The following is an 18969-nucleotide window of genomic DNA, read 5'->3' as shown; positions in this document are numbered from 1 at the left end:
GCCGCGAGCCAGTACTGCGCCCATGGTTCGCGGCCCTCCGCTGCGCTCCGGCCCGCTCACGCCGTCACCTCCGCTGCGCTCCGGCGTCGCCGCGAGCCAGTCCTGCGCCCATGGTTCGCGGCTCCTCCGCTGCGCTCCGGCCCGCTCACGCCGCCACCTCGCGCAGCGAGGCGATCATCGAGGAGCGCAGCAGGTAGGCGCGGGCCGCGGCCGGGTCGGCGGCGAGGGCGCGCAGCTCGTCGGCGTACGCGGAGGCGCCGCCGGCGCGCAGCTTCTCCCAGTTGCCGTGGGTGGTCTTCTGCACGTAGTCGCGGGCGACGGTGCGCCTGGCCTCGGCGGTGGCGGTGATGAGGTCGTCGTCGCCGGTCGTGACCGCCTTGGCGAGCAGGACGGCGTCGTGGATGCCGGAGTTCATGCCCATCCCGCCGAGCGGGTTGTTGATGTGGGCCGCGTCCCCGGCGAGCAGCACCCGCCCCACCCGGAACGACGCGGCGACCCGCTGGTGCACCCGGTACAGGGTGGTGTGCGCGACCCGCCACGGCCGCCCGGGGTCCGCGACGCCCAGCAGCCGCTGCGGCAGCCGCGCCAGCTCGGCGTCGTCGGGGGTGTCGGCCGGGGTCGGCAGCAGCACCCGCCAGTGGTCCGGGGTGCGCAGCAGCACCAGCCACTCGACGGGGTCGAACAGGTAGTTGACCTCGGCGATGCCGGGCAGCAGCGCGGCCAGGTCCTCGTCGGTGGAGCCGACCAGGAACCGGTCCGGGTAGGTGATCCCGTCGAACGCGTCGCCGAACAGCGACCGGCGCACCGCGGAGTTCGCGCCGTCGGCGCCGATCAGCCAGTCGCCGCGGAAGTCCTCGCCGGCGTGCACGGTCACCCCGGACGGGTCCTGCGCCAGCCCGGTCACCGCCCGTCCGAAGTGGACGGTGCCGGGCGGTAGCAGCGGCAGCAGGACGCGGGTCAGCTTGCTCTGCTCGCACTGCAGCCGGAACGGGTACGGCGTGTCGCCGGCGAGCAGCGACATGTCCAGCTCGGCGATGACCGCCCCGCCGCGTTCGCGGTACTGGAAGCGCGGCGCGACCAGGCCCTGCCGCAGCAGCGCGGGCAGGACCCCGAGACCGGCGAGCATCTCCAGCGACGGCGGGTGGAACGTCGAGGCCCGCGACTGGGTGGCGAGGTCGTCGCCGGCCTCCAGCACGGTGACGTCGACGCCGAGGCGGTGCAGGGTGAGCGCGGCGGTGAGCCCGACCGGCCCGGCACCGGCGACGATGACCTTCACGCGGGCACCTCCGAGTAGCGGGCGTCCAGGGCGAGCGCCGCGGGCTGGTCGACGAGGCCGGTGAACGCGTCCCACGGCAGCCGGCCGACCGTGTCGGCGCTGCCGTCGGCGGCGATCGCCGCGTACGCGGCTCGCGCGGCGCAGAGGGCGGCGAGCAGCGGGGCGACCGGGTGCAGCACGAAGCGCACCCCCAGCTCGGCCAGGCGGGCGTCGTCAAGGAAGGCGTCGGATCCCGACGCTTCGGAGCGGTTCACGACGAGGGGGACGCCCGGCAGCGCCGCGTGCACGGCCGCCAGCTCGTCGGCGCCGGTGACGCCCTCGACGAAGACCGCGTCGGCGCCCGCGTCCAGGTAGACGCGGCAACGGACGATCGCGTCGTCGAGCCCGGTGACGGTGAACGCGTCGGTCCGCGCGACGAGCACCAGACCGGTGCCGGCCTCGGCGACCGCGCGTACCTTCGCCGCCGCCGCACCGGCGTCCAGCAGTTCCTTGCCGGCCAGGTGCCCGCAGCGTTTCGGGCTGACCTGGTCCTCCAGGTGCAGCCCGGCCACCCCCGCGGCCGCGTACCGGCGGGCCGTCCACACCGCGTGCAGCGGGTTGCCGTAGCCGGTGTCCGCGTCGGCCAGCACCGGCACCCCGCCCAGCGCGGGCATCAGGGTCGCGGCCCGGTCCGCGATGTGGGTGCCGTGGACGTAGCCGAGGTCCGGCAGCCCGAGGGCGAGCGCCGAGACGGCCGCCCCCGACAGGTGCACGGCGGGGAACCCGGCGCGCACGGCGAGGGCGGCGGTGAGCGGGTCGTACACGCCCGGCAGGTGGGTGACGCCGGGGCCGGCCAGCAGCCGCCTCACAGGGCGAAGCCGTTCTCGACGCCGGTGACCCGCGAGTTGGTGAAGAACCGCAGGGTCTCGGCGGTGCCCTCCTCGACGAGGCCGGAGACGCCCCACGCCGGGCGCGGGGTGAACAGATGCAGGCTCATCACCGAGGAGCCGTTGACCTTCACCTCACCGGCCCGGATGCGCCGGGCGACGGCGAGTGCGGCCGCCTCGTCGGTGCCGAACACGTAGCCCTCGAGGCCGTACGCGGTGTCGTTGGCGAGCGCCACCGCCTGCTCGACGGTGTCGTAGCCGTGCACCGTGGCGACCGGCCCGAAGATCTCGTGCCGGGCCGGCTCCTCGGCGGCGCCGGTGACGAGCGCAGGGGCGAAGAAGTTCCCGCCGGCGGGCACGTCGGTGTACGTGTGCGCCTTGCCGCCGAGGTCGAGCAGGCGGGCCGCGACGAGCGCGCGGTGCCCGCTGTGGATGAGCGGGCCGAGCTCGGTCGCCGGGTCGGCGGGGTCGCCGACGCGCAGGGCGGCGAGGCGCTCACCGATCGCGGCGAGCAGCCGGGGCAGCAGGCCGTGGGGTGCGATGAGCCGGCCGAGCGCCCGGCACCACTGGCCGTTGAGGGTGGTGAGCAGGTCGACGGCGGCGCGGGCGGCCGCGTCGACGTCGGCGTCGGGCAGCACGACCAGGGGGTTGTTGCCGCCGAGCTCGAGCTGGACGGGTTTCAGCCCGGAGGCGCACTGCCCGGCGACGGCCCGCCCGCCGGGGACGCCGCCGGTGAACGACACGGCCCGCACCCGCGGGTCGCCCACGAGCGCTGCGCCGACCTCCGGCCCGCCGTGCAGCAGCTGCAGTACGCCCGGCGGCAGCAGCCCGGCGATCGTCTCGGCCAGCAGCTGGGTGCCGGCGGGCGCGTACTCGCTGGGCTTGACGATGGTCGGGCAGCCGGCGGCGAGGGCGTTCGCCGCCTTGTGCGCGGCCATCGGCGCCGGGGCGTTCCACGGCACCAGGCACAGCGCGGGCCCCCACGGCAGCAGCTCCACGGTCACCGGGTTGCCGTCGTCGCGGGTGACGGTGCGGGTGAGCCACCCCTCGCGCAGCTGGGCGGCGGCGAGGCGGAACGAGCCGGTGACGATGAACCCGAGCGGGGTCGCCTGCCGGATCGGTACGCCGGTGCTCGCGCTCTCCACGGCGACGATCCGGCCGACGGTCGCCTCCAGGGCGTCGGCGCAGGCGTCGAGGAGGTCGGCGCGCTCGCCGGGTGGCACGGCGGCCCAGGACGCGGCGGCGCGGTCGGCGGCGGCGAGCGCGGCCTCGACCTCGGCGCGGGTGCTGCCCAGCCGCGGGCCGAGGACCGCGCCGGTCGCCGGGTCCTCCAGGGTGCCGGTGAGCGTCCGGGTGGCCGGCGCCCAGGCACCGTCGACGAGGGACCTGGCCGGTGGCATCTCAGCGCTCCTTCGCGACGTTGGCGAACAGCGCGTGCTCCGCGCCGGTGGTGACGATGTTGGCCGCCTCGAGCCGGCCGCGTTCCGCGGGGAACGTCATGACCAGCGACATCGCGATGTCGCGCACGGCGCGGGCGATGACGCCGGTGTTGGCGGTGCCGGACGTGCCGGTGCACTTCAGCGCGCCGACGGCGACGTCGAAGCAGGCCTCGGTGATGGAGCCCTTCGCCATCCGCCACTGGCGGAACACCTCGTCCTTGCCGCGCAGCGGCGGCTCGGACGTCTCCAGCTCCAGCTGGCGGCGGATCCACAGGTACGCGGTCTCCAGCCGCTCCGTCATGTCACCGAACAGCACCTGGTGCATGGGGCTGCTGGCGACGGGCCGGCCGGTGTCGGCGAACGTCTTTCCGGTGGTCGCGGCGAGCGCGGTGTCGTACGCCGACTGGGCGGCGCCGAGGTACACCGCGGAGATGGCGAGCTGGTTGCCGACGAACGAGCCGCGGCTGACCTGCAGCATCCGCACGAACGCGCCGGGCACGGTGAGCGCCTCGTCGTCGGCGATGAACACGTCCTTGAGGGTGATGCCCTGGTTGGCGGTGGCCCGCATGCCGAGGGCGTCCCAGGTGGGGCGCTCCCCGACCCCGGCGGCGTCGCGGGGCACGAAGAACGTGGCGAGCCCGGCGGCGGTCTCGGTGCCCTCCAGGCGGGCGGTGGTGAGGTAGTAGTCGGCGACGCCGGTGGCGCAGCCGAAGGACTTCTCGCCGTTGAGCAGCCACCCGCCGTCGACCTTGGTGGCGGTGGTGCTGATGGAGATGTTGGCGCCGGCGCTCTTCACCGACTCGCTGGCGAAGTTGGCCAGCCAGACGCCGTCGGCCATGCGGGTGAGGACCTTCTCGGCGAACGCCCGCACGGCCGGGATCTCGCCGGGCTCGAACAGCCCGGCCCTGATCGCCTCCAGGGGCAGCAGCCCGCGGGAGGCGCTGGTGTTGTGGAAGAAGAAGGCCAGGGCCGTCGAGCCGCAGGCGGTGCCCATGGCGAAGGTGGCGGCGGCGAGGTCGCGCAGGGTGCCGCCGAGGCCGCCGTACTCCTGCGGCACGACCAGGCCGAGCAGCCCCGCGTCGCGCAGGCGGGCCACGTGCTCGACCGGGAAGCGGCCCTCGGTGTCGGCGCCGGCCGCGGCGTCGCGCAGCGCGGGCAGCACGGATTCGACCCGTTCGGCCCGCCCGCGCTCGGCGTCGGACAGGCCGTCCAGCAGGCGGTCGGCGGTGAGCTGTGCCATGACAGCGGGTCCCTTCAGGAGATCGGTACGCGGTACGTGCGGCCGGGCAGCGCGCCGCCCAGGTGTCGTTCGAGGTCGGCGGCGGCCGCGACGAGGGCGGCGCGGGGGCTGTCGCAGGCCACGCCGAGGCGGTCGGCGAGGAACTGCACGTCCTCGCAGGCCAGGACGCCGTCGATGCCGCCCAGGGTGGTGTCGAAGTGCCGCACCCCGCTCTTCATCGCGGTCAGCGCGTTGACCAGGCCGAGGCCGTGCCGGTCGCGCAGGCGCACCCGCAGCGACACCGGCCGCGGGCTGGTCGAGGCGCGCACGGTCGCGTCCTGCAGCAGCGCCCGGACCTGGCGCGGGGAGGCGGCCTCGGCGCCCTCGTCGAGGCCGATCTCGTCGCAGCCGAGCGCGGCGAGCGCGTCGACGGCGGCCAGGACCTCGCCGGCGCGGGCGGGCGCGAACGCGTCCGGCAGCCAGCAGGCCGCGGTCATGTCGTAGCGGCGCGCCTCCTCCAGGATGTGCCTGGTGCCGGCGGCGCCGCCGCTGGTGTCGCCGGCGGGCAGCTCGAGCACGCCGGCGCCGCCCAGCGCGGCGTCGGCGACCTCGTCGGCGGTGGCGACCAGCGCGGTCGCGGTGCGGCGGTCGCCGGCGGAGGTCAGGCAGCCGTGCGGGTCGCGGACCCGGACACGGACCCCGGCGGCGCGCAGGGCGGTGGCGAGGGTGCCCGCGGCGCCGGCCGGCACGGCGTGGTGGCGCAGCGCGGACAGCAGGCCGCTGTCGGCGACGCCGACCGCGTCGGGCAGCACGTCGGCGAGCTGCCCCCAGGCCCGGGAGTGGAACAGCAGCGGCGCGACGACCCGCTCGGTGGCGGCGCCGAGCACCGCGCCGACGAAGATGGTGTGGTCACCGCCGGCGTACGCGTGCACGACCCGGCAGTCGAGCCAGCCGACGGCATCGGTCAGCACCGGCGCGCCGGTCACCCGGGTCTGCCAGGCGCCGCCGGCGAACCGGTCGGCGACGCGCTCCTGGCCGGCGAAGCGGCGCCCGATCACCGTCTGGTCCTTGGCCAGGACGCTGACGGCGAAGACGCCACTGGCCTCGATGAGCGCGTGGGTGGTGATGCGCCGGTTGAGGCAGACGAGGATCAGCGGCGGGTCGACGCTCACACTGGAGAACGAGCTGGCGGTCATGCCGTGCCAGCCGTCGCCCGCGACGGTGGTCACGACGCTGACGCCGCTCGGCCACTGCGCGAGCACCGAGCGGAACGTGTCAGGGTCGATCGTCACCGCACCCACCTCTGTTCCACTTAGCGAAACGCTGTCACGGTCACGGTAACGACGGCGGTGAAGCGATGTCAACGATGCGCGACGCCGTTTCCCCTAGGGAAATCCTGTGCTTAGACTTCTGGGGTGTCGACCACCACCACGACGGCGGCCTCCGCCGACAACGCCGACGGCTCCGCCAGCCGCTCCATCGCGGCGGTCGAGCGGGCCATGGACGTCCTGCTGCTCTTCGGCCGGGTCGGGCGCCCCGACCTCGGTGTCACCGAGATCGCCGCCGAGCTCGGCCTCACGAAGGCGGCGGTGCACCGCATCCTCACCGCGCTGCGCAACCGCGACCTGGTGACCGTCGATCCGACGACCCGCCGGTATGCGCTCGGCCACGCCGCGGTGGCGCTCGGCCGGGCCTACCTGGCCCGCACCGACCTGCGGGCGATCGCCGCGCCGGAGCTGCGGCGGCTGTCGGAGGAGACCGGCGAGACCGCCACCCTGTCCATCCGCCGCGGCGACATGCGCCTCTACGTCGACCAGGTGGTGCCGGAGCAGGAGCTGCGCCTGGAGGTCCAGCTCGGCACGCCCTACCCGCTGCACGCGGGCGCGTCGTCCAAGGCGTTCCTGGCCTTCCTCGGCGAGGACGAGATCGAGGTGTACCTGGCCAAGCACGCCCTCACCGCGCTGACGGAGAAGACGATCGTCGAGGACGCGGCGCTGCGCCTGGAGCTGGCCGCCATCCAGCGCCGCGGCTACGCCACGTCGATGGGGGAGCGCCAGGTCGGCGCCGCCTCGATCGCCGCGCCGGTCTTCGACCACGACGGGCACGTCATCGCGGTGCTGTCGGCGGCCGGGCCGCTGTCGCGCTTCAAGCCGCGCATGTCGGAGTGCGCCGACCGGCTGCTCGCCGCGGCCGCCCGGGTCTCCGGTCACCTCGGCTACCACCCGGGCTGACGGTCCCGGCCGTGCGCCCAGGACCGGTCCCAGCGGTGCGCCCAGGACCGGTCCCAGCGGTGTGTCCGGGGTCGGTCCCGGCGGTGCGCCCACGGCTGGTCTCAGCCGTGCATCCAGGGCTTGAGGACGCCGAACGCGGCGGCGGCCAGGACGGACAGCCAGATGCCCCACACGTAGGGCAGGCAGCCGTCCACCGCCCGCCGCAGGGCGCGCTCCACCTCCGGCGTCGAGCCGGTCGTCATCAGCGCGCCGTACGTCGCGGCGAAGCCGCGCAGGGTGCGCCGGATGCCCAGGCCGCACGCGATCGCCGTGGCGTAGAGGGCGACCTTCGCGCCCAGCCACTTCGGGTTGCTCGACACGCCGAACGGCTCGTCCGCCACGATCGTGTACGCCGCCAGGGCGTACAGGACGAGGATCAACGCGATGCGGATGGCCCAGTCGGCCCGCCGCACCAGCGGGTGCCGTCCCGGCGCGTGGTGGTCCTTGACCGTCAGGAACAGCCACCCGAGGGCGAACAGCCACACCGGCAGCACGGTCCACCAGTGGAACAGCTCGAAGCCGCCCAGCGCCGCGCCGTGCGCGTCCAGGGCCATCAGCGTGACCCCGCTGGGCAGGAACAGCACCAGGCAGATCTTCGGGCCCAGGTCCAGCCCGCCCATGATCTTCAGGGCCGTGTCGCGGGCGGCGGGCGGCAGGTCGGGTCGCAGGACGAACCGGCTGGAGTAGAAGACGCCGAGGTCGCCGCCCAGCCAGAACACGAACAGCACGAGGTGCAGCAGGATCCACCAGCCCATCGCGCAATGGAAACACTGATCCGCTGTGCGAAACAAGTCCTTGACTCCGGCGGGGTGGACTGCCTAGTGTCACATCCGCTCACCAGCGGGAAGGGCAGCATCGGATGAGGTCGTACCTCTACGTCCCCGGCGACGCGCCGCAGAAGCTGGACAAGGCCCTGCACCGCGGCGCCGACGCCCTCATCGTCGACCTCGAGGACGCCGTGCCCGCCGCCGGCAAGGACCGCGCCCGCGCGCTCGTCGCCGAGTGGCTCGGCGCGCTGCCCGCCACCGGCCGCCCCGCCGTCTGGGTGCGGGTCAACACCGGCCCGGCCGGCGAGGCCGACGCGCGCGCCGTCGCCGGCCCCAACCTCGCCGGGGTGTGCCTGGCGAAGGCCGACAGCCCGGCGCAGGTCGCCGCGCTCGGCGTGGCCCTCGCCGGCGCCGAGGAGGCGTGCGGCCTGCCGGTCGGCACCATCGCGGTCGTGCCGCTGCTGGAGTCCGCCGCCGCCGTCCTCGCCGCGCCCGCCATCGCCCGCGCGCCCCGCGTCGCCCGGCTGCAGATCGGCGAGGCCGACCTGCGCGCCGAGCTCGGCGTCACCCTCGGCCCCGACGAGCGCGAGCTGCTCTTCGTCCGCTCCCAGGTCGTCCTGGCCGCCGCCGCCGCGGGCATCGCCCCGCCGGTCGCGCCGGTCAGCACGGACTACCGCGACCTGGCCGCGCTGCGCGCCTCGACGGTGGCGTTGCGGCGGCTGGGGTTCCTCGGCCGGGCGTGCATCCACCCGGCGCAGGTCGAGGTCGTCAACGAGGTCTTCACCCCGACCCCGCAGGAGCTCGCCGCGGCCGCCGACCTGGTCCGCCGCTTCGACGACGCGGTCGGCTCCGGCGCCGGCGTGCTCGTCGACGTCGACGGCCGGATGGTCGACGCCGCGGTCGTCCGCGCCGCCCGCCGCCTGCTCACCCTGGCCCCATGAGCCCGTGACGGTGTGCTAGAAACATCCCTCGTACGGGGGAGGTACACACCATGCGTCGTCGATATGTGCTGCTCGCTGTGCTCGTGCTGGGGCTGGCCGGCTGCGGGTCCTCCGGCAGTGCGAAGGCCGGCGCGTCCGCGGCGCCGTCGAAGGCGCCGCCGCCGAAGGTGCCCGGCAAGCTGCTCGTCATGGCGGGCAACGGCCTCAAGCTGCTGACCCAGGAGGCCGACGGGCATCTGTCCAGCGCCTCGGCGGAGCTGTCCGCGGTCGACGAGTACGAGGTCGCCGCCGACCACAGGACGATCGCCTACCGCAAGGGCGGCGTGATCGGCGTCCGTGACCTCGCCGACGGCACCGACAAGCAGCTCGCGAAGGACTCCGCGACCAACAAGCTGTGCCTGCGCATCTCGCCGGACGCCAAGCGGATCTCGTACCGGCGCGTCGAGGACCTCGTCGTGGTCGACCTCGCCGGCAAGGTCACCGTCCTGGACAAGATCCGCAAGGAGAAGTACAGCATCGGCGGGGTCGGCAGCGCCACCACCGCCTCGTCGGAGCTGACCTGCGGCGAGTGGCTGGACGCCACGCACGTGACGTTCGACCGGCGCAAGTCGATGCCCCAGTCGATCACCGTCGACATCACCGCGACCTCGCCGGTCGTCGACGCCGACACCACGACGGTCGCGGTGCTCGGCGGCAGGTCCCCGAAGCTGCTCGACTCGCCCGGCATGTGGCACCCGACCGCCACCTGCGGCAACTGGGTCGCCGCCAACAACGGCACCAACAAGGACGCCCTGCACCTGCGCCAGCGCACCGGCGACGGCGACGTGGCCAAGACCGGCTTCTTCGCCGGCGCCGACGTCGCGCTGCCGGGCACCGCGGGCAGCACCCACGCCGTCGTGTTCGTGCCCGGCAGCTGCCGCCCGCTGCTGTACACCGTCGAGCCCCGCACGTTCCAGGCGATCGACCCGGCGACCCGGGCCGTCACCGCGACCCCCGCCGTCACCCTGCCCTCCGGCGGCTCGAAGGTCCGCGTGTACGACGACCCGGCCATCTGGCAGCCCGCCCCGAACCCGCAGGCCCTGGCGGTGGCCGTCGACAAGCAGATCGCGATCGTCGACGTGCAGGCCGGCACGGTCGGCCTGGTCCCCGCCGACGGCCTCGACGCCGCCTCCCTGGTGGTCGCCTGGCTGCCGTGACGGCCCTTTCGCAGCGGGCCGCCGGGACGGTCGTCGCGGCGGGCCGCCGGGTGGGAGACTGCGACGGTGGAGGCTGACGAGCGGCGCCGGCGGGTCCGCGCGGTCCGGGCCCGGCTCGGCCGCGGTGGGCCGACCCGCGCCCGCGGCCCGGACCCCGAGCGGGTCACCCTGCCCGCCCGCGACTGCGACCTGCTGCGCGACCTGCTCGTCGCCGAGGGCGCCCAAACCGTCGTGGAGATCGGCCTCGCCTACGGCAGCTCCGCCCTCGCCATCGCCGAGGCCCTGCTCACCACCGGCGCACCGCGCCCCCGGCACGTGGTGGTCGACCCGTTCCAGCGCTCGGCGTTCGCCGACGCCGGGCTGCGCCTGCTGCGCGACGCCGGCCTGGACGACGTCTCGGAGCTCATCGCCCTGCCGTCCTCCCTGGCGCTGCCCAGGCTCGTCGCCGACGGGGTGGTCGCCGACGCCGCTTTCGTCGACGGCAGCCACCGCTTCCACGAGGTCTTCGTCGACCTGTACTTCCTGCGCCAACTGGTCCGCCCGGGCGGCGTGATCGTGCTCGACGACGACTGGACCCCCGCCGTGCGGGCCGCGCTGCGCTACTACGAGCACAATCTGGGCTGGACCCCGCTGCCGGCCGCGTTCGCCACCGGAACCCACCGCCGCGTCGCCGACGACCCGGCCGCCGAGCCGGTCCCCCGGTGCCGGGCCGTCCGGCTGCCCGACCCGCCGTTCGAGCCCCCGTTCGAGTCCTTCCAGCCCTTCTGCTGAGCCCTTTCCGGCGTCGCGGGCACCCGTGCCGGCGTGGCACGTCGTGCGCCGCCGGCCCCGCGTCATGGCCCACAGGCACGCAGCCCGACCACGGACAGGCAGGGCCGGCGCCGGACGCTGGTCGCCGCCGCGGGGGTCCGCACGGCCCCGGCCGGCGGCACGAGGTTCAGCTCGGCGCTTGGACCACGGACGGGTCCCGCAGCGCCTCGACCCGGACGGGGCAGTCGACAGCAGCGCCTTCGCGACGGACCTCATTCGCGCCGCGGCGGCCCGGCCCAGCGGCGGCGGGTCCGTGGCGCGTGGTCAGGTTCGCAGCAGGGCGGCCACGGTCGGCAGGTCGGCCAGGGCGGTGGCGCGGGCGGCCAGGGCCTCGGCCGCCGGAGGTGACAGGACCCGGGCGGCGTTGGCCGTGAACTTGCGGGCCAGGTCGGCCGGGGACAGTGGTGCCTCGGCGCTGCCGCGGGACGCGTCGACGCGGTGCTCGTGCACGGTGCCGGCGGTGCCGACCCGCAGGACGGCGGCGAACGCGTGCGGGAAGATGGCCGTGGCCCGCTCGTCGGGGACGCACCGGACCTTCGCGGCCAGGGCGAGCCGGGCAGGGTCCAGGGGGCCGGTGAAGTCGTCCAGGCCGACGCCGAGGCCGCCGCCGCCGAGCAGGGCGGTGGCGACGGTGTACGGGCCGGAGAACTTCCCGTGGTAGGTGCTGCGCGGACGGACCTTCTCCGCGGCCGGCTCGGCGATGGTACGCAGCGTCGGGGCCGGCACGCCGAGCTCGATCCAGTCCACAGTGGACGGGTCCAGGCCGGCGGCGCGCAGCGCCAGGGCGCAGTCGATGCCGGGGTGGGTGAAGTGGTTGGACGGGTAGGGCTTGAACGCGGTGCGCAGCAGCTCCCACCGGTCACCGAGGTCGCCGAGCAGCGCGTTGTCGTCGCAGCGGCCGCCGGTGTACGCGCTGAAGAAGCCGAACCTGCCCTCCAGCACGGTCGGCGGGCCGGTGAGCCCGTCGGCGGCGAGGTAGGCGGCGCTCACACCGGCGTGCGCGGCCCAGCCGCAGTGCATCTTCTTGACGGTGCCGCCGGTGCGGTTGGCCTCGATGAGCCCGGCGCCCATGCTGGCCGCGACCCCCATCGCCGAGGCCACCCCGGGCGCGTCGAGGCCGAGCAGCAGCGCCGCCGCGGCCGCGGCGCCGATCGCGCCGCAGATCGAGGTGGCGTGCAGGCCGCGGTCGAAGAAGACGGAGTTGGCGATGGCCGGGTCGTAGGCGGCCATGCCGAGCCGGTCGGTGAGCTCCACGCCGGCGGCGACGGCGGCCAGCACGGCGGCGCCGGACGCGCCGGCCGCCTCGGCGGTGGCGAGGGCGGCGGGCACGACGGACGCGGACGGGTGCAGCACCGACGGCAGGTGCGTGTCGTCGAAGTCGAGCGAGTGGGCGAGGGTGCCGTTGACGAGCGCGGCCGCGGGGGCGGGGAGCCGGTCGCCGGAGCCGATGACGGTCGCCTCGGCCGTGCCGCCCCACCGGCGCACCGAGCGCAGCACGGCGGGGGCGGCGTCGGCGTCGGGGTCGCCGTACGCGGCGAGGGCCAGGCCGAGGATGTCCAGGACCCGGGCGGGCACGTCGGCGACGACCGCGGCCGGCAGCGGCCGCTCGCGGCAGGCGACGGCGAACTCGGCGAGCCGCCGCACCGCCGTGCCGCCGTCACGCCCCGCGGCGGTGCCGCCGTCGCGGCCCGGGGCCGTCACGCCGTGCCGCCGGCGGGCAGGATGGCCAGGGGCCGGACCGGGGCGCCGGTGGCGCCGACGATCGGCAGCGGGTTGAGCACCAGCAGGCACTCGGTGACGCCGGTGTCCAGCAGCGGGTGCAGCCGCATCGTCTCCACGATGTGCACGCCGCGCTCCACCAGCAGCAGCCGGTGCACGGGCAGCACCGCGTGCCCGCGGCCGGGCGGGATGCGCTCGAACGCGATCGTCTCGCCGCCGACGACCCGCGCGCCGCGGGCGGCGAGCCACGCGGCGGCGGCGACGCCCGGGCCGGGGGTGCCGTCGCGCTGGCCGACGAACGCGTCGGGCTCGTCCCAGCGGCGCGACCAGCCGGTGCCGATGAGGACGGCGTCGCCGGGGTGCACGGCGACGCCGCAGGCGTCGAGGTCCTCGGCGGTGATCTCGTACCCGGCGGGCAGGACGGGCACGCCGTGGACCCGGGCCACGTCGAGGACCGCGGCCCGGCCGACGAACACCTCGAAGGACTCGATGCCGTGCGAGGTGAAGCCGAGGTGGCTCTGCACGGAGGCGGCCGGCACCCCGCCGTGCAGCACGCCGTCCTGCGACACGTGCGCGAGGGCATCGACGTGGGTGCCGACGTGGCCGCCGGTGACGACGATCTCGTTCGCGGCCGAACCGCCGTCGGGGCGGACCAGGTCGCCGTGGCGGCGTTCGAGGGCCATCCGGAACGGGGGATGGTTCGGCGACTGGGGCATGCCGCGCCGCATCGGCTGCGCGAGGTCCAGGACCGTGGCACCGGCGAGGAAGTCGGGCATCACAGCACCCCGTCGGCGCGCAGCCCGGCGATGTCGTCGTCGGCGAGGCCGAGCCGGTCGCGGTAGATCTCGTCGTTGTGGGCGCCGAGCGCCGGGCCGGTCCAGCGGATGTCGCCGGGGGTGGCCGACAGCCGGTACAGCACGTTCTGCATGCGCACCGGCCCGAGGACCGGGTCGTCGACGGCCCGCAGGGTGCCCAGCGCCGCGTACTGCGGGTCGGCGAACACGCCGGCGATGTCGTTGATCGGCGCGACCGCGGCCTCGGCGGCCTCGAACGCGGCGATCACCTCGTCGGCGTCGCGGGCCGCGATCCAGTCCCCGACGTAGGCGTCGAGCAGTTCGGCGTGCTGGGCGCGGGTCGCGCCGGCGGCGAACCACGGCTCGTCGACGACCTCCGGATGCCCGACGAGCCGCAGCACCCGCTCCGCGACGGCCTGGGCGGAGGTCGACACGGCCAGCCATCGGCCGTCGCGGCTGCGGTACGTGTTGCGGGGCGCGTTGTTCACGCTCCGGTTGCCGGTGCGTGCCTGGATGACGCCGAGCTGGTCGTACACCATGGGCTGCATCCCGAGCAGGGTCAGGATGGGCTCGATGATGGCCACGTCGACCACCTGCCCGGTGCCCGTGGCGTGCCGGGCGAGCAGGGCGGTGGTCACGGCCTGCGCGGTGGCGATGGCGGCGATGCCGTCGGCCAGGCCGAACGGCGGCAGGGTCGGCGGGCCGCCGGGCTCGCCGGTGATGGCCGCGAAGCCGCTCATCGCCTCGGCGAGGGTGCCGAAGCCGGGCCGGGCCGCGTACGGGCCGAACTGGCCGAACGCGGTGACCCGCGCGACGACGAGCCGCGGGTTGACCTCGGCGAGGACGTCCGGGCCGAGCCCCCAGCGCTCCAGCGTGCCGGGCCGGAAGTTCTCGATCAGCACGTCGGCCCCGGCCAGCAGGCGCTTGAGCAGGTCCGCGCCGGCGGGGCGGGACAGGTTCAGGGTGGCGCAGCGCTTGTTGCGGCCGAGCAGCGTCCACCACAGCGGCACGCCGTCCTTGGCGGGGCCGTGGCCGCGGGCAGGATCACCCTTCACCGGATGCTCGATCTTGATGACGTCGGCGCCGAAGTCCCCGAGGATGGTGGCGGCGAGGGGGCCGGCGAACAGGGTGGACACGTCCACGACGGTGATCCCTGCCAGGGCGGGCTGCGGTTCCACCAGCAGAGCCTAGCGGCACTACCGCCAAAATGGAAACCCCGTTACATTGAGCGAAACGGCGAAGGAGTTGAGGTCAGTTGTCGCGGTACGACTTGCTGGTGAAGAACGGCACGCTGGTCCTGCCCTACGTGGGCTCGGTGCGGGCGGACCTCGCGACCCGGGCGGGGCGGATCGCGGCGATCGGGGAGGACATCCCGGCCGCCGACGCCGAGGAGGTCCTGGACGCCGCCGGCAAGCTGGTCTTCCCCGGCGGTGTCGACGCGCACTACCACCTGGGCATCTACCGGCCGCTGGCACTGGACGCGGCCGAGGAGACCCGCTCGTCCCTGGTCGGCGGCGCCACCAGCGTGCTGTCGTACTTCCGCACCGGCCAGCACTACCTGAACAGGACCGGGCCCTACGAGGAGATCCTGCCCGAGGTCGTCGCCGCGGTGTCCGGCCACTCCTGGACCGACTTCGGCTTCCACCTCGCGCCGATGGACACCCGCCAGGTCGGCGAGGTGCCCGCGCTGGTGGACCGGCACGGGATCAGCTCGTTCAAGTACTACATGTTCTACAAGGGCTTCAACCTGTCCGCCGACTCCCGCGACGCCAAGGCGTTCACGATGAGCGACGAGTACGACCTCGGCCACCTGTACCAGATCATGGAGGCCGTCGCCGCCGCCGGCCGCGACACGGACCGGCGGGTGTCGCTGTCGCTGCACTGCGAGCAGGCGGAGCTGATGCGGCTGTTCATCGAGCGGGTCCGGGCCGCCGGCGACCCGCAGACGCTCAAGGCGTACTCCGACGCCCGCCCGCCGCTCACCGAACGGGTCGCGATCGGCGAGGCGACCACCCTCGCCGCGGCGACCGCCTGCCCGGTCAACCTGCTGCACCTGTCCAGCGGCGAGGCGCTCGCCGCCGCGACCGAGGCCCGGCTGGCCCGCCCCGACCTGGACCTGCGCACCGAGGTCACCCTGCACCACCTCTGCCTCAACTACGACGAGCTGTCCGGCCTCGGCGGCAAGGTGAACCCGCCCATCCGCAGCGCCGCCGACAGCGAGGCCCTCTGGGCCGGCGTGCTGTCCGGCAAGGTCGACTGGGTCGCCTCCGACCACGCCTGCTGCCTGGAGGAGCACAAGGGCGACGCGCTGTGGCCGGCGCTGCCCGGCTTCGGCGGCACCGGCCTGCTGTACCCGATCCTGCTCAGCGAGGGCATGCACCGCCGCGGCCTCGCCCCGCACCGGGTCGCCGAGCTGGTCTCCGCCAACCCGGCCCGCGCGTACGGCCTGTGGCCCCGCAAGGGCTCCCTGCTCGTCGGCCACGACGCCGACCTCACCGTCGTCGACCCCGACCTCGAACAGGAGGTCAGCACCGACCTGCTGCTGTCCGGCCAGGACCACTGCCCCTTCGCCGGCCGCAAGGTCCGCGGCTGGCCGGTCGCCACCGTGCTGCGCGGCGAGGTCGCGTACCGCGCCGGCGCCGTCGTGGGCACCCCGCGCGGCACCTTCCTGCCCCGCTGACCTCGGATCCGCGGACCGCCCGGCCCGCGGTCGTAGGACCGCGGTGCCCGGGCTCCGGGCGTCGCGCGGTGGCGTGCGGGCATCGCCCGGTGTCCACGTCCGCCGGGACCGTGGGAGAACTCCCGCACGCCGTTGGCGATGTTCAGCCGAGCGCCGGTCACGGCGTGACGGAGACACCGCTTCCATTCGGCGGCGATGGTGGAAACGTGTCGGTGCGGCCGAGCAGTGCCGGCGCGGCGGTGCCGAGCCGCTCGCCGATCCAGGTGCCGGTGGCGGCGAGCGCGGGCAGGTCCAGGCCGGTCCGCACGCCCATGCGGTCCAGCAGGTACGTGAGGTCCTCGGTGGCGATGTTGCCGGTGGCCCGGGGCGCGAACGGGCAGCCGCCGATCCCGCCGGTGCTGGCGTCGAGCGCCGCCACGCCGGCCTCCAGGGCCGCGACGGCGTTGGCGTAGCCGGTGTTACGGGTGTTGTGGAAGTGCGCGCGCAGCGGCACGTCCGCGGCCACCTCACGGATCGCCGCCACGAGCGCACGCACCTGGGTCGGCACGCCGACGCCGATCGTGTCGGCGATCGCGATCTCCCGCGGGCCGCCCGGCAGCGCCGCGGCGGCGATCGCCTGCACCCGGTCGGCGGGGACCTCGCCGGTGAACGGGCAGCCGAACGCCGCCGCGATCGTCAGCGACGCGGGGATCCCGGCCGCCGCGGCGCCGCCGGCGATGTCGTGCCACGCGTCGAGGGCCTCCCGCACGCCGGTGCCCTGGTTGCGGCGGGAGAACTCGTCGGAGGCGACCACCACGACGTTGACCTCGTCGACCCCGGCGGCGAGGGCCCGGTCCAGGCCGCGCCGGTTGAGCACCAGGCCGATGTAGGTGACGCCGGCGCGGCGCGGTACCGCCGCCATCACCGCCTCCGCGTCGGCCATCTGCGGTACCCGGGCGGGGTGCACGAAGGCGGTCGCCTCCATCCGGCGGATGCCGGCGTCCAGGGCGCGCGTGATGTAGTCGACCTTCACCTCGGTCGGCAGCAGGATCCGCTCGTTCTGCAGCCCGTCCCGCGGGCCGACCTCGACGATCTCCACTCCGGTCACCGCTCACCTCCGGTTCCTCTAGCGAAACAACGTTTCCAAACCGTACACTGCGGAACCATGGTTGGTCCTCTGTCCGACATCCGTGTCCTGGAGACCGGGACGCTGCTCGCCGGCCCGTTCGCCGGGCAGCTGCTCGGCGACTTCGGCGCCGAGGTCATCAAGCTCGAAGATCCCGGCAAGGGCGACCCGATGCGCGAGTGGGGCCGGGAGAAGCCGCACGGCCAGTCGCTGTGGTGGCCGGTCGTGGCGCGCAACAAGAAGTCCGTCACCTGCAACCTGCGCACCCCCGCCGGGCAGGACCTGGTGCGGCGGCTCGTCGCGGAGTCCGACGTCCTCGTGGAGAACTTCCGGCCGGGCACCCTGGAGCGCTGGGGGCTCGGGTACCCGGAGCTGTCCGCGATCAACCCGCGGCTCGTGCTCGTGCGGGTCACCGGGTACGGGCAGACCGGCCCGTACGCCCCGCGCGCCGGGTTCGGCTCGATCGGCGAGGCGATGGGCGGCATCCGGCACGTCACCGGCGAGCCCGACCGCCCGTCCAGCCGCGTCGGGGTCTCCCTCGGCGACGCGCTCGCCGGCACCATGGCCGCCTACGGCGCCGTGATGGCGGTGCACGCCCGCGAGCGCACCGGCCGCGGCCAGGTCGTCGACTCCGCCATCTACGAGGCCGTCCTCACGTACATGGAGTCGCTGCTGCCGGAGTGGGTCGTCGCCGGCTACCAGCGCGAACGCACCGGCGCGATCCTGCCCAACGTCGCGCCGAGCAACGCCTACCCGACCGCCGACGGCGTCGACATCCTCATCGCCGGCAACCGCGACACCGTCTTCGCGCGACTGTGCGAGGTGATGGGCCGCCCGGCGCTGGCCGCCGACCCCCGCTACGCCACGCACGGTGCCCGCGGCGCCAACCAGCAGGAGCTCGACGAGCTCATCGCCGCCTGGACCGCGACCCTGCCCGCGGACGAGACGCTCGCGCTGCTGCACGCCGCCGGGGTACCGGCCGGCAAGATCTACCGCCCCGCCGACATGCTCGCCGACCCGCACTTCGCCGCCCGGAAGTCCATTGTGGACGTACCGCATCCGGACTTCGGGGCGCTGCCCATGCAGGCCCCCGCGCCCCGCCTGTCCGACACCCCCGGCGAGATCCGCTGGGCCGGGCCCACGCTCGGGCAGCACAACACCGACGTGTACGGCGGCCTGCTCGGCCTGACCGCCGACGACCTGGACAAGCTGCGCGTGGACGGCGTCGTCTGATGTCCGGTCTGGACGCCGACTACGCCGGTGCCGGGTTCGCCCGGCGGCTCGGCTGGGGCGAGCGCCCCGCCCTGCTGCTCGTGGACCCGGTGCTGGCGTACCTGTCGCCGGGCTCGCCGCTGTTCTGCGCGACGGCGGCCGCCGCCCTCACCGCGATGACGTCGCTGCTCGGCGCGGCCCGGGCCGGTGGCCGGCCGGTCGCGTTCACCGCCGTCGGCTTCGCCGACGAGACGTGCGCCGAGGCGCCGCTGTTCGCCACGAAGGTCCCCGGGCTGCGGGTCTTCGCCGACGGCTCGCCCCTCGCCGCGCTGCCGCCCGAGCTCGCCCCGGCGCCCGGGGACCTCGTCGTACGCAAGCACCACGCGAGCGCGTTCGCCGGCACCGCGCTCGCCGCCTGGCTGACCGCCCGGCGCGCCGACACCGTCGTCGTCGGCGGGTACTCGACCTCCGGCTGCGTGCGGGCCAGCGCCGTCGACGCGCTGCAGCACGGCTTCCGGCCGATGGTCGTGCGCGAGGCGTGCGCCGACCGGGCCCCCGGCCCGCACGAGGCGAACCTGTTCGACCTCGACGCCAAGTACGCCGACGTCGTCGACATGAGCGAGGCCCTGCGCCGCCTGGAGTGATACTCCATGTGAGGTTCCCACGGACCGCCCG

The 18969-nt window shown here is 75.2% G+C and carries 17 protein-coding genes; 7 read left to right on the top strand and 10 right to left on the bottom strand.

Annotated features, from left to right (window positions below; all coding sequences use genetic code 11):
* Window positions 1-145: 145 nt before the first annotated feature.
* From OP18_RS45095 to OP18_RS54020, 5 genes are read right to left on the bottom strand one after another with little or no spacing between them, the layout of a single operon-like run.
* Window positions 146-1276 carry an FAD-dependent oxidoreductase gene (locus OP18_RS45095; RefSeq protein ID WP_033365688.1) on the bottom strand — a complete coding sequence of 377 codons (1131 nt, stop codon included), beginning with the start codon at window positions 1274-1276 and terminating at the stop codon, window positions 146-148.
* A complete protein-coding gene (locus OP18_RS45090) occupies window positions 1273-2124 on the bottom strand; it encodes an isocitrate lyase/PEP mutase family protein (protein WP_033365686.1) in 852 nt (283 codons plus the stop codon). Before OP18_RS45090 ends, OP18_RS45095 begins: the two co-directional genes overlap by 4 nt.
* Window positions 2121-3542, bottom strand: coding sequence for an aldehyde dehydrogenase family protein (locus tag OP18_RS45085; RefSeq protein ID WP_033365685.1), 1422 nt, complete (start codon window positions 3540-3542; stop codon window positions 2121-2123). The genes OP18_RS45090 and OP18_RS45085 overlap by 4 nt, the downstream gene beginning before the upstream one ends.
* Window position 3543: 1 nt before the next feature.
* Window positions 3544-4821, bottom strand: coding sequence for an acyl-CoA dehydrogenase family protein (locus OP18_RS62205; RefSeq protein WP_033365682.1), 1278 nt, complete (start codon window positions 4819-4821; stop codon window positions 3544-3546).
* Window positions 4822-4835: 14 nt separating this feature from the next.
* Window positions 4836-6092 carry a flavin reductase gene (locus OP18_RS54020; RefSeq protein ID WP_162189914.1) on the bottom strand — a complete coding sequence of 419 codons (1257 nt, stop codon included), beginning with the start codon at window positions 6090-6092 and terminating at the stop codon, window positions 4836-4838.
* A 123-nt stretch (window positions 6093-6215) separates the two neighbouring features.
* Between OP18_RS54020 and OP18_RS45070 the strand changes: the two genes are divergently transcribed.
* Window positions 6216-7031, top strand: a complete 816-nt coding sequence (locus tag OP18_RS45070; protein WP_033365680.1) for an IclR family transcriptional regulator — start codon at window positions 6216-6218, stop codon at window positions 7029-7031.
* Window positions 7032-7132: 101 nt separating this feature from the next.
* On the opposite strand, the gene OP18_RS45065 is transcribed toward OP18_RS45070, so the two are convergent.
* Complete coding sequence (locus OP18_RS45065; protein ID WP_033365678.1) at window positions 7133-7825, bottom strand: hypothetical protein; 693 nt, start codon at window positions 7823-7825, stop codon at window positions 7133-7135.
* Between the two features lie 104 nt (window positions 7826-7929).
* Between OP18_RS45065 and OP18_RS45060 the strand changes: the two genes are divergently transcribed.
* The 3 genes from OP18_RS45060 to OP18_RS45050 all read left to right on the top strand — a co-directional run bounded on the left by OP18_RS45060 (window position 7930) and on the right by OP18_RS45050 (window position 10745).
* Window positions 7930-8778, top strand: coding sequence for an HpcH/HpaI aldolase/citrate lyase family protein (locus tag OP18_RS45060; protein WP_033365676.1), 849 nt, complete (start codon window positions 7930-7932; stop codon window positions 8776-8778).
* Window positions 8779-8828: 50 nt separating this feature from the next.
* Entirely contained in the window at window positions 8829-9974 is a 1146-nt protein-coding gene (locus OP18_RS45055; protein WP_156090234.1) for a hypothetical protein, read from the top strand.
* Window positions 9975-10040: 66 nt separating this feature from the next.
* Window positions 10041-10745 (top strand): class I SAM-dependent methyltransferase, encoded by a 705-nt coding sequence (locus OP18_RS45050; protein ID WP_033365673.1) that lies wholly within the window; start codon window positions 10041-10043, stop codon window positions 10743-10745.
* A 303-nt stretch (window positions 10746-11048) separates the two neighbouring features.
* Here OP18_RS45050 and OP18_RS45045 read toward each other — a convergent pair whose 3' ends face one another.
* The 3 genes from OP18_RS45045 to OP18_RS45035 are packed head-to-tail and all read right to left on the bottom strand — an operon-like array spanning window position 11049 to window position 14475.
* Entirely contained in the window at window positions 11049-12485 is a 1437-nt protein-coding gene (locus OP18_RS45045) for an MmgE/PrpD family protein (RefSeq protein WP_052388303.1), read from the bottom strand.
* Complete coding sequence (locus OP18_RS45040) at window positions 12482-13279, bottom strand: cyclase family protein (RefSeq protein ID WP_033365670.1); 798 nt, start codon at window positions 13277-13279, stop codon at window positions 12482-12484. The genes OP18_RS45045 and OP18_RS45040 overlap by 4 nt, the downstream gene beginning before the upstream one ends.
* The gene (locus OP18_RS45035; RefSeq protein WP_211273874.1) at window positions 13279-14475 is read right to left on the bottom strand and encodes a CaiB/BaiF CoA transferase family protein; all 1197 of its coding nucleotides are present in this window, start codon (window positions 14473-14475) and stop codon (window positions 13279-13281) included. The genes OP18_RS45040 and OP18_RS45035 overlap by 1 nt, the downstream gene beginning before the upstream one ends.
* A gap of 77 nt (window positions 14476-14552) precedes the next feature.
* Here OP18_RS45035 and OP18_RS45030 point away from each other — a divergent pair, with 77 nt between their 5' ends.
* Window positions 14553-15977 (top strand): dihydroorotase, encoded by a 1425-nt coding sequence (locus OP18_RS45030; RefSeq protein ID WP_033365666.1) that lies wholly within the window; start codon window positions 14553-14555, stop codon window positions 15975-15977.
* A gap of 157 nt (window positions 15978-16134) precedes the next feature.
* Here OP18_RS45030 and OP18_RS45025 read toward each other — a convergent pair whose 3' ends face one another.
* Complete coding sequence (locus tag OP18_RS45025) at window positions 16135-17064, bottom strand: hydroxymethylglutaryl-CoA lyase (RefSeq protein ID WP_033365665.1); 930 nt, start codon at window positions 17062-17064, stop codon at window positions 16135-16137.
* 57 nt (window positions 17065-17121) lie between these two features.
* Here OP18_RS45025 and OP18_RS45020 point away from each other — a divergent pair, with 57 nt between their 5' ends.
* Both OP18_RS45020 and OP18_RS45015 read left to right on the top strand, forming a co-directional pair.
* On the top strand, window positions 17122-18315 hold the full coding sequence (locus tag OP18_RS45020) for a CaiB/BaiF CoA transferase family protein (RefSeq protein ID WP_033365663.1): 1194 nt from the start codon (window positions 17122-17124) through the stop codon (window positions 18313-18315).
* On the top strand, window positions 18315-18938 hold the full coding sequence (locus tag OP18_RS45015) for an isochorismatase family protein (protein ID WP_033365661.1): 624 nt from the start codon (window positions 18315-18317) through the stop codon (window positions 18936-18938). The genes OP18_RS45020 and OP18_RS45015 overlap by 1 nt, the downstream gene beginning before the upstream one ends.
* Window positions 18939-18969 lie beyond the last annotated feature (31 nt).

The sequence above is a fragment of the Dactylosporangium aurantiacum genome (genome assembly GCF_000716715.1).
GTDB lineage: Bacteria > Actinomycetota > Actinomycetes > Mycobacteriales > Micromonosporaceae > Dactylosporangium > Dactylosporangium aurantiacum.
Note: the sequence above shows the minus strand (reverse complement) of the source record. Positions and strands in the feature narration are given on the sequence as shown.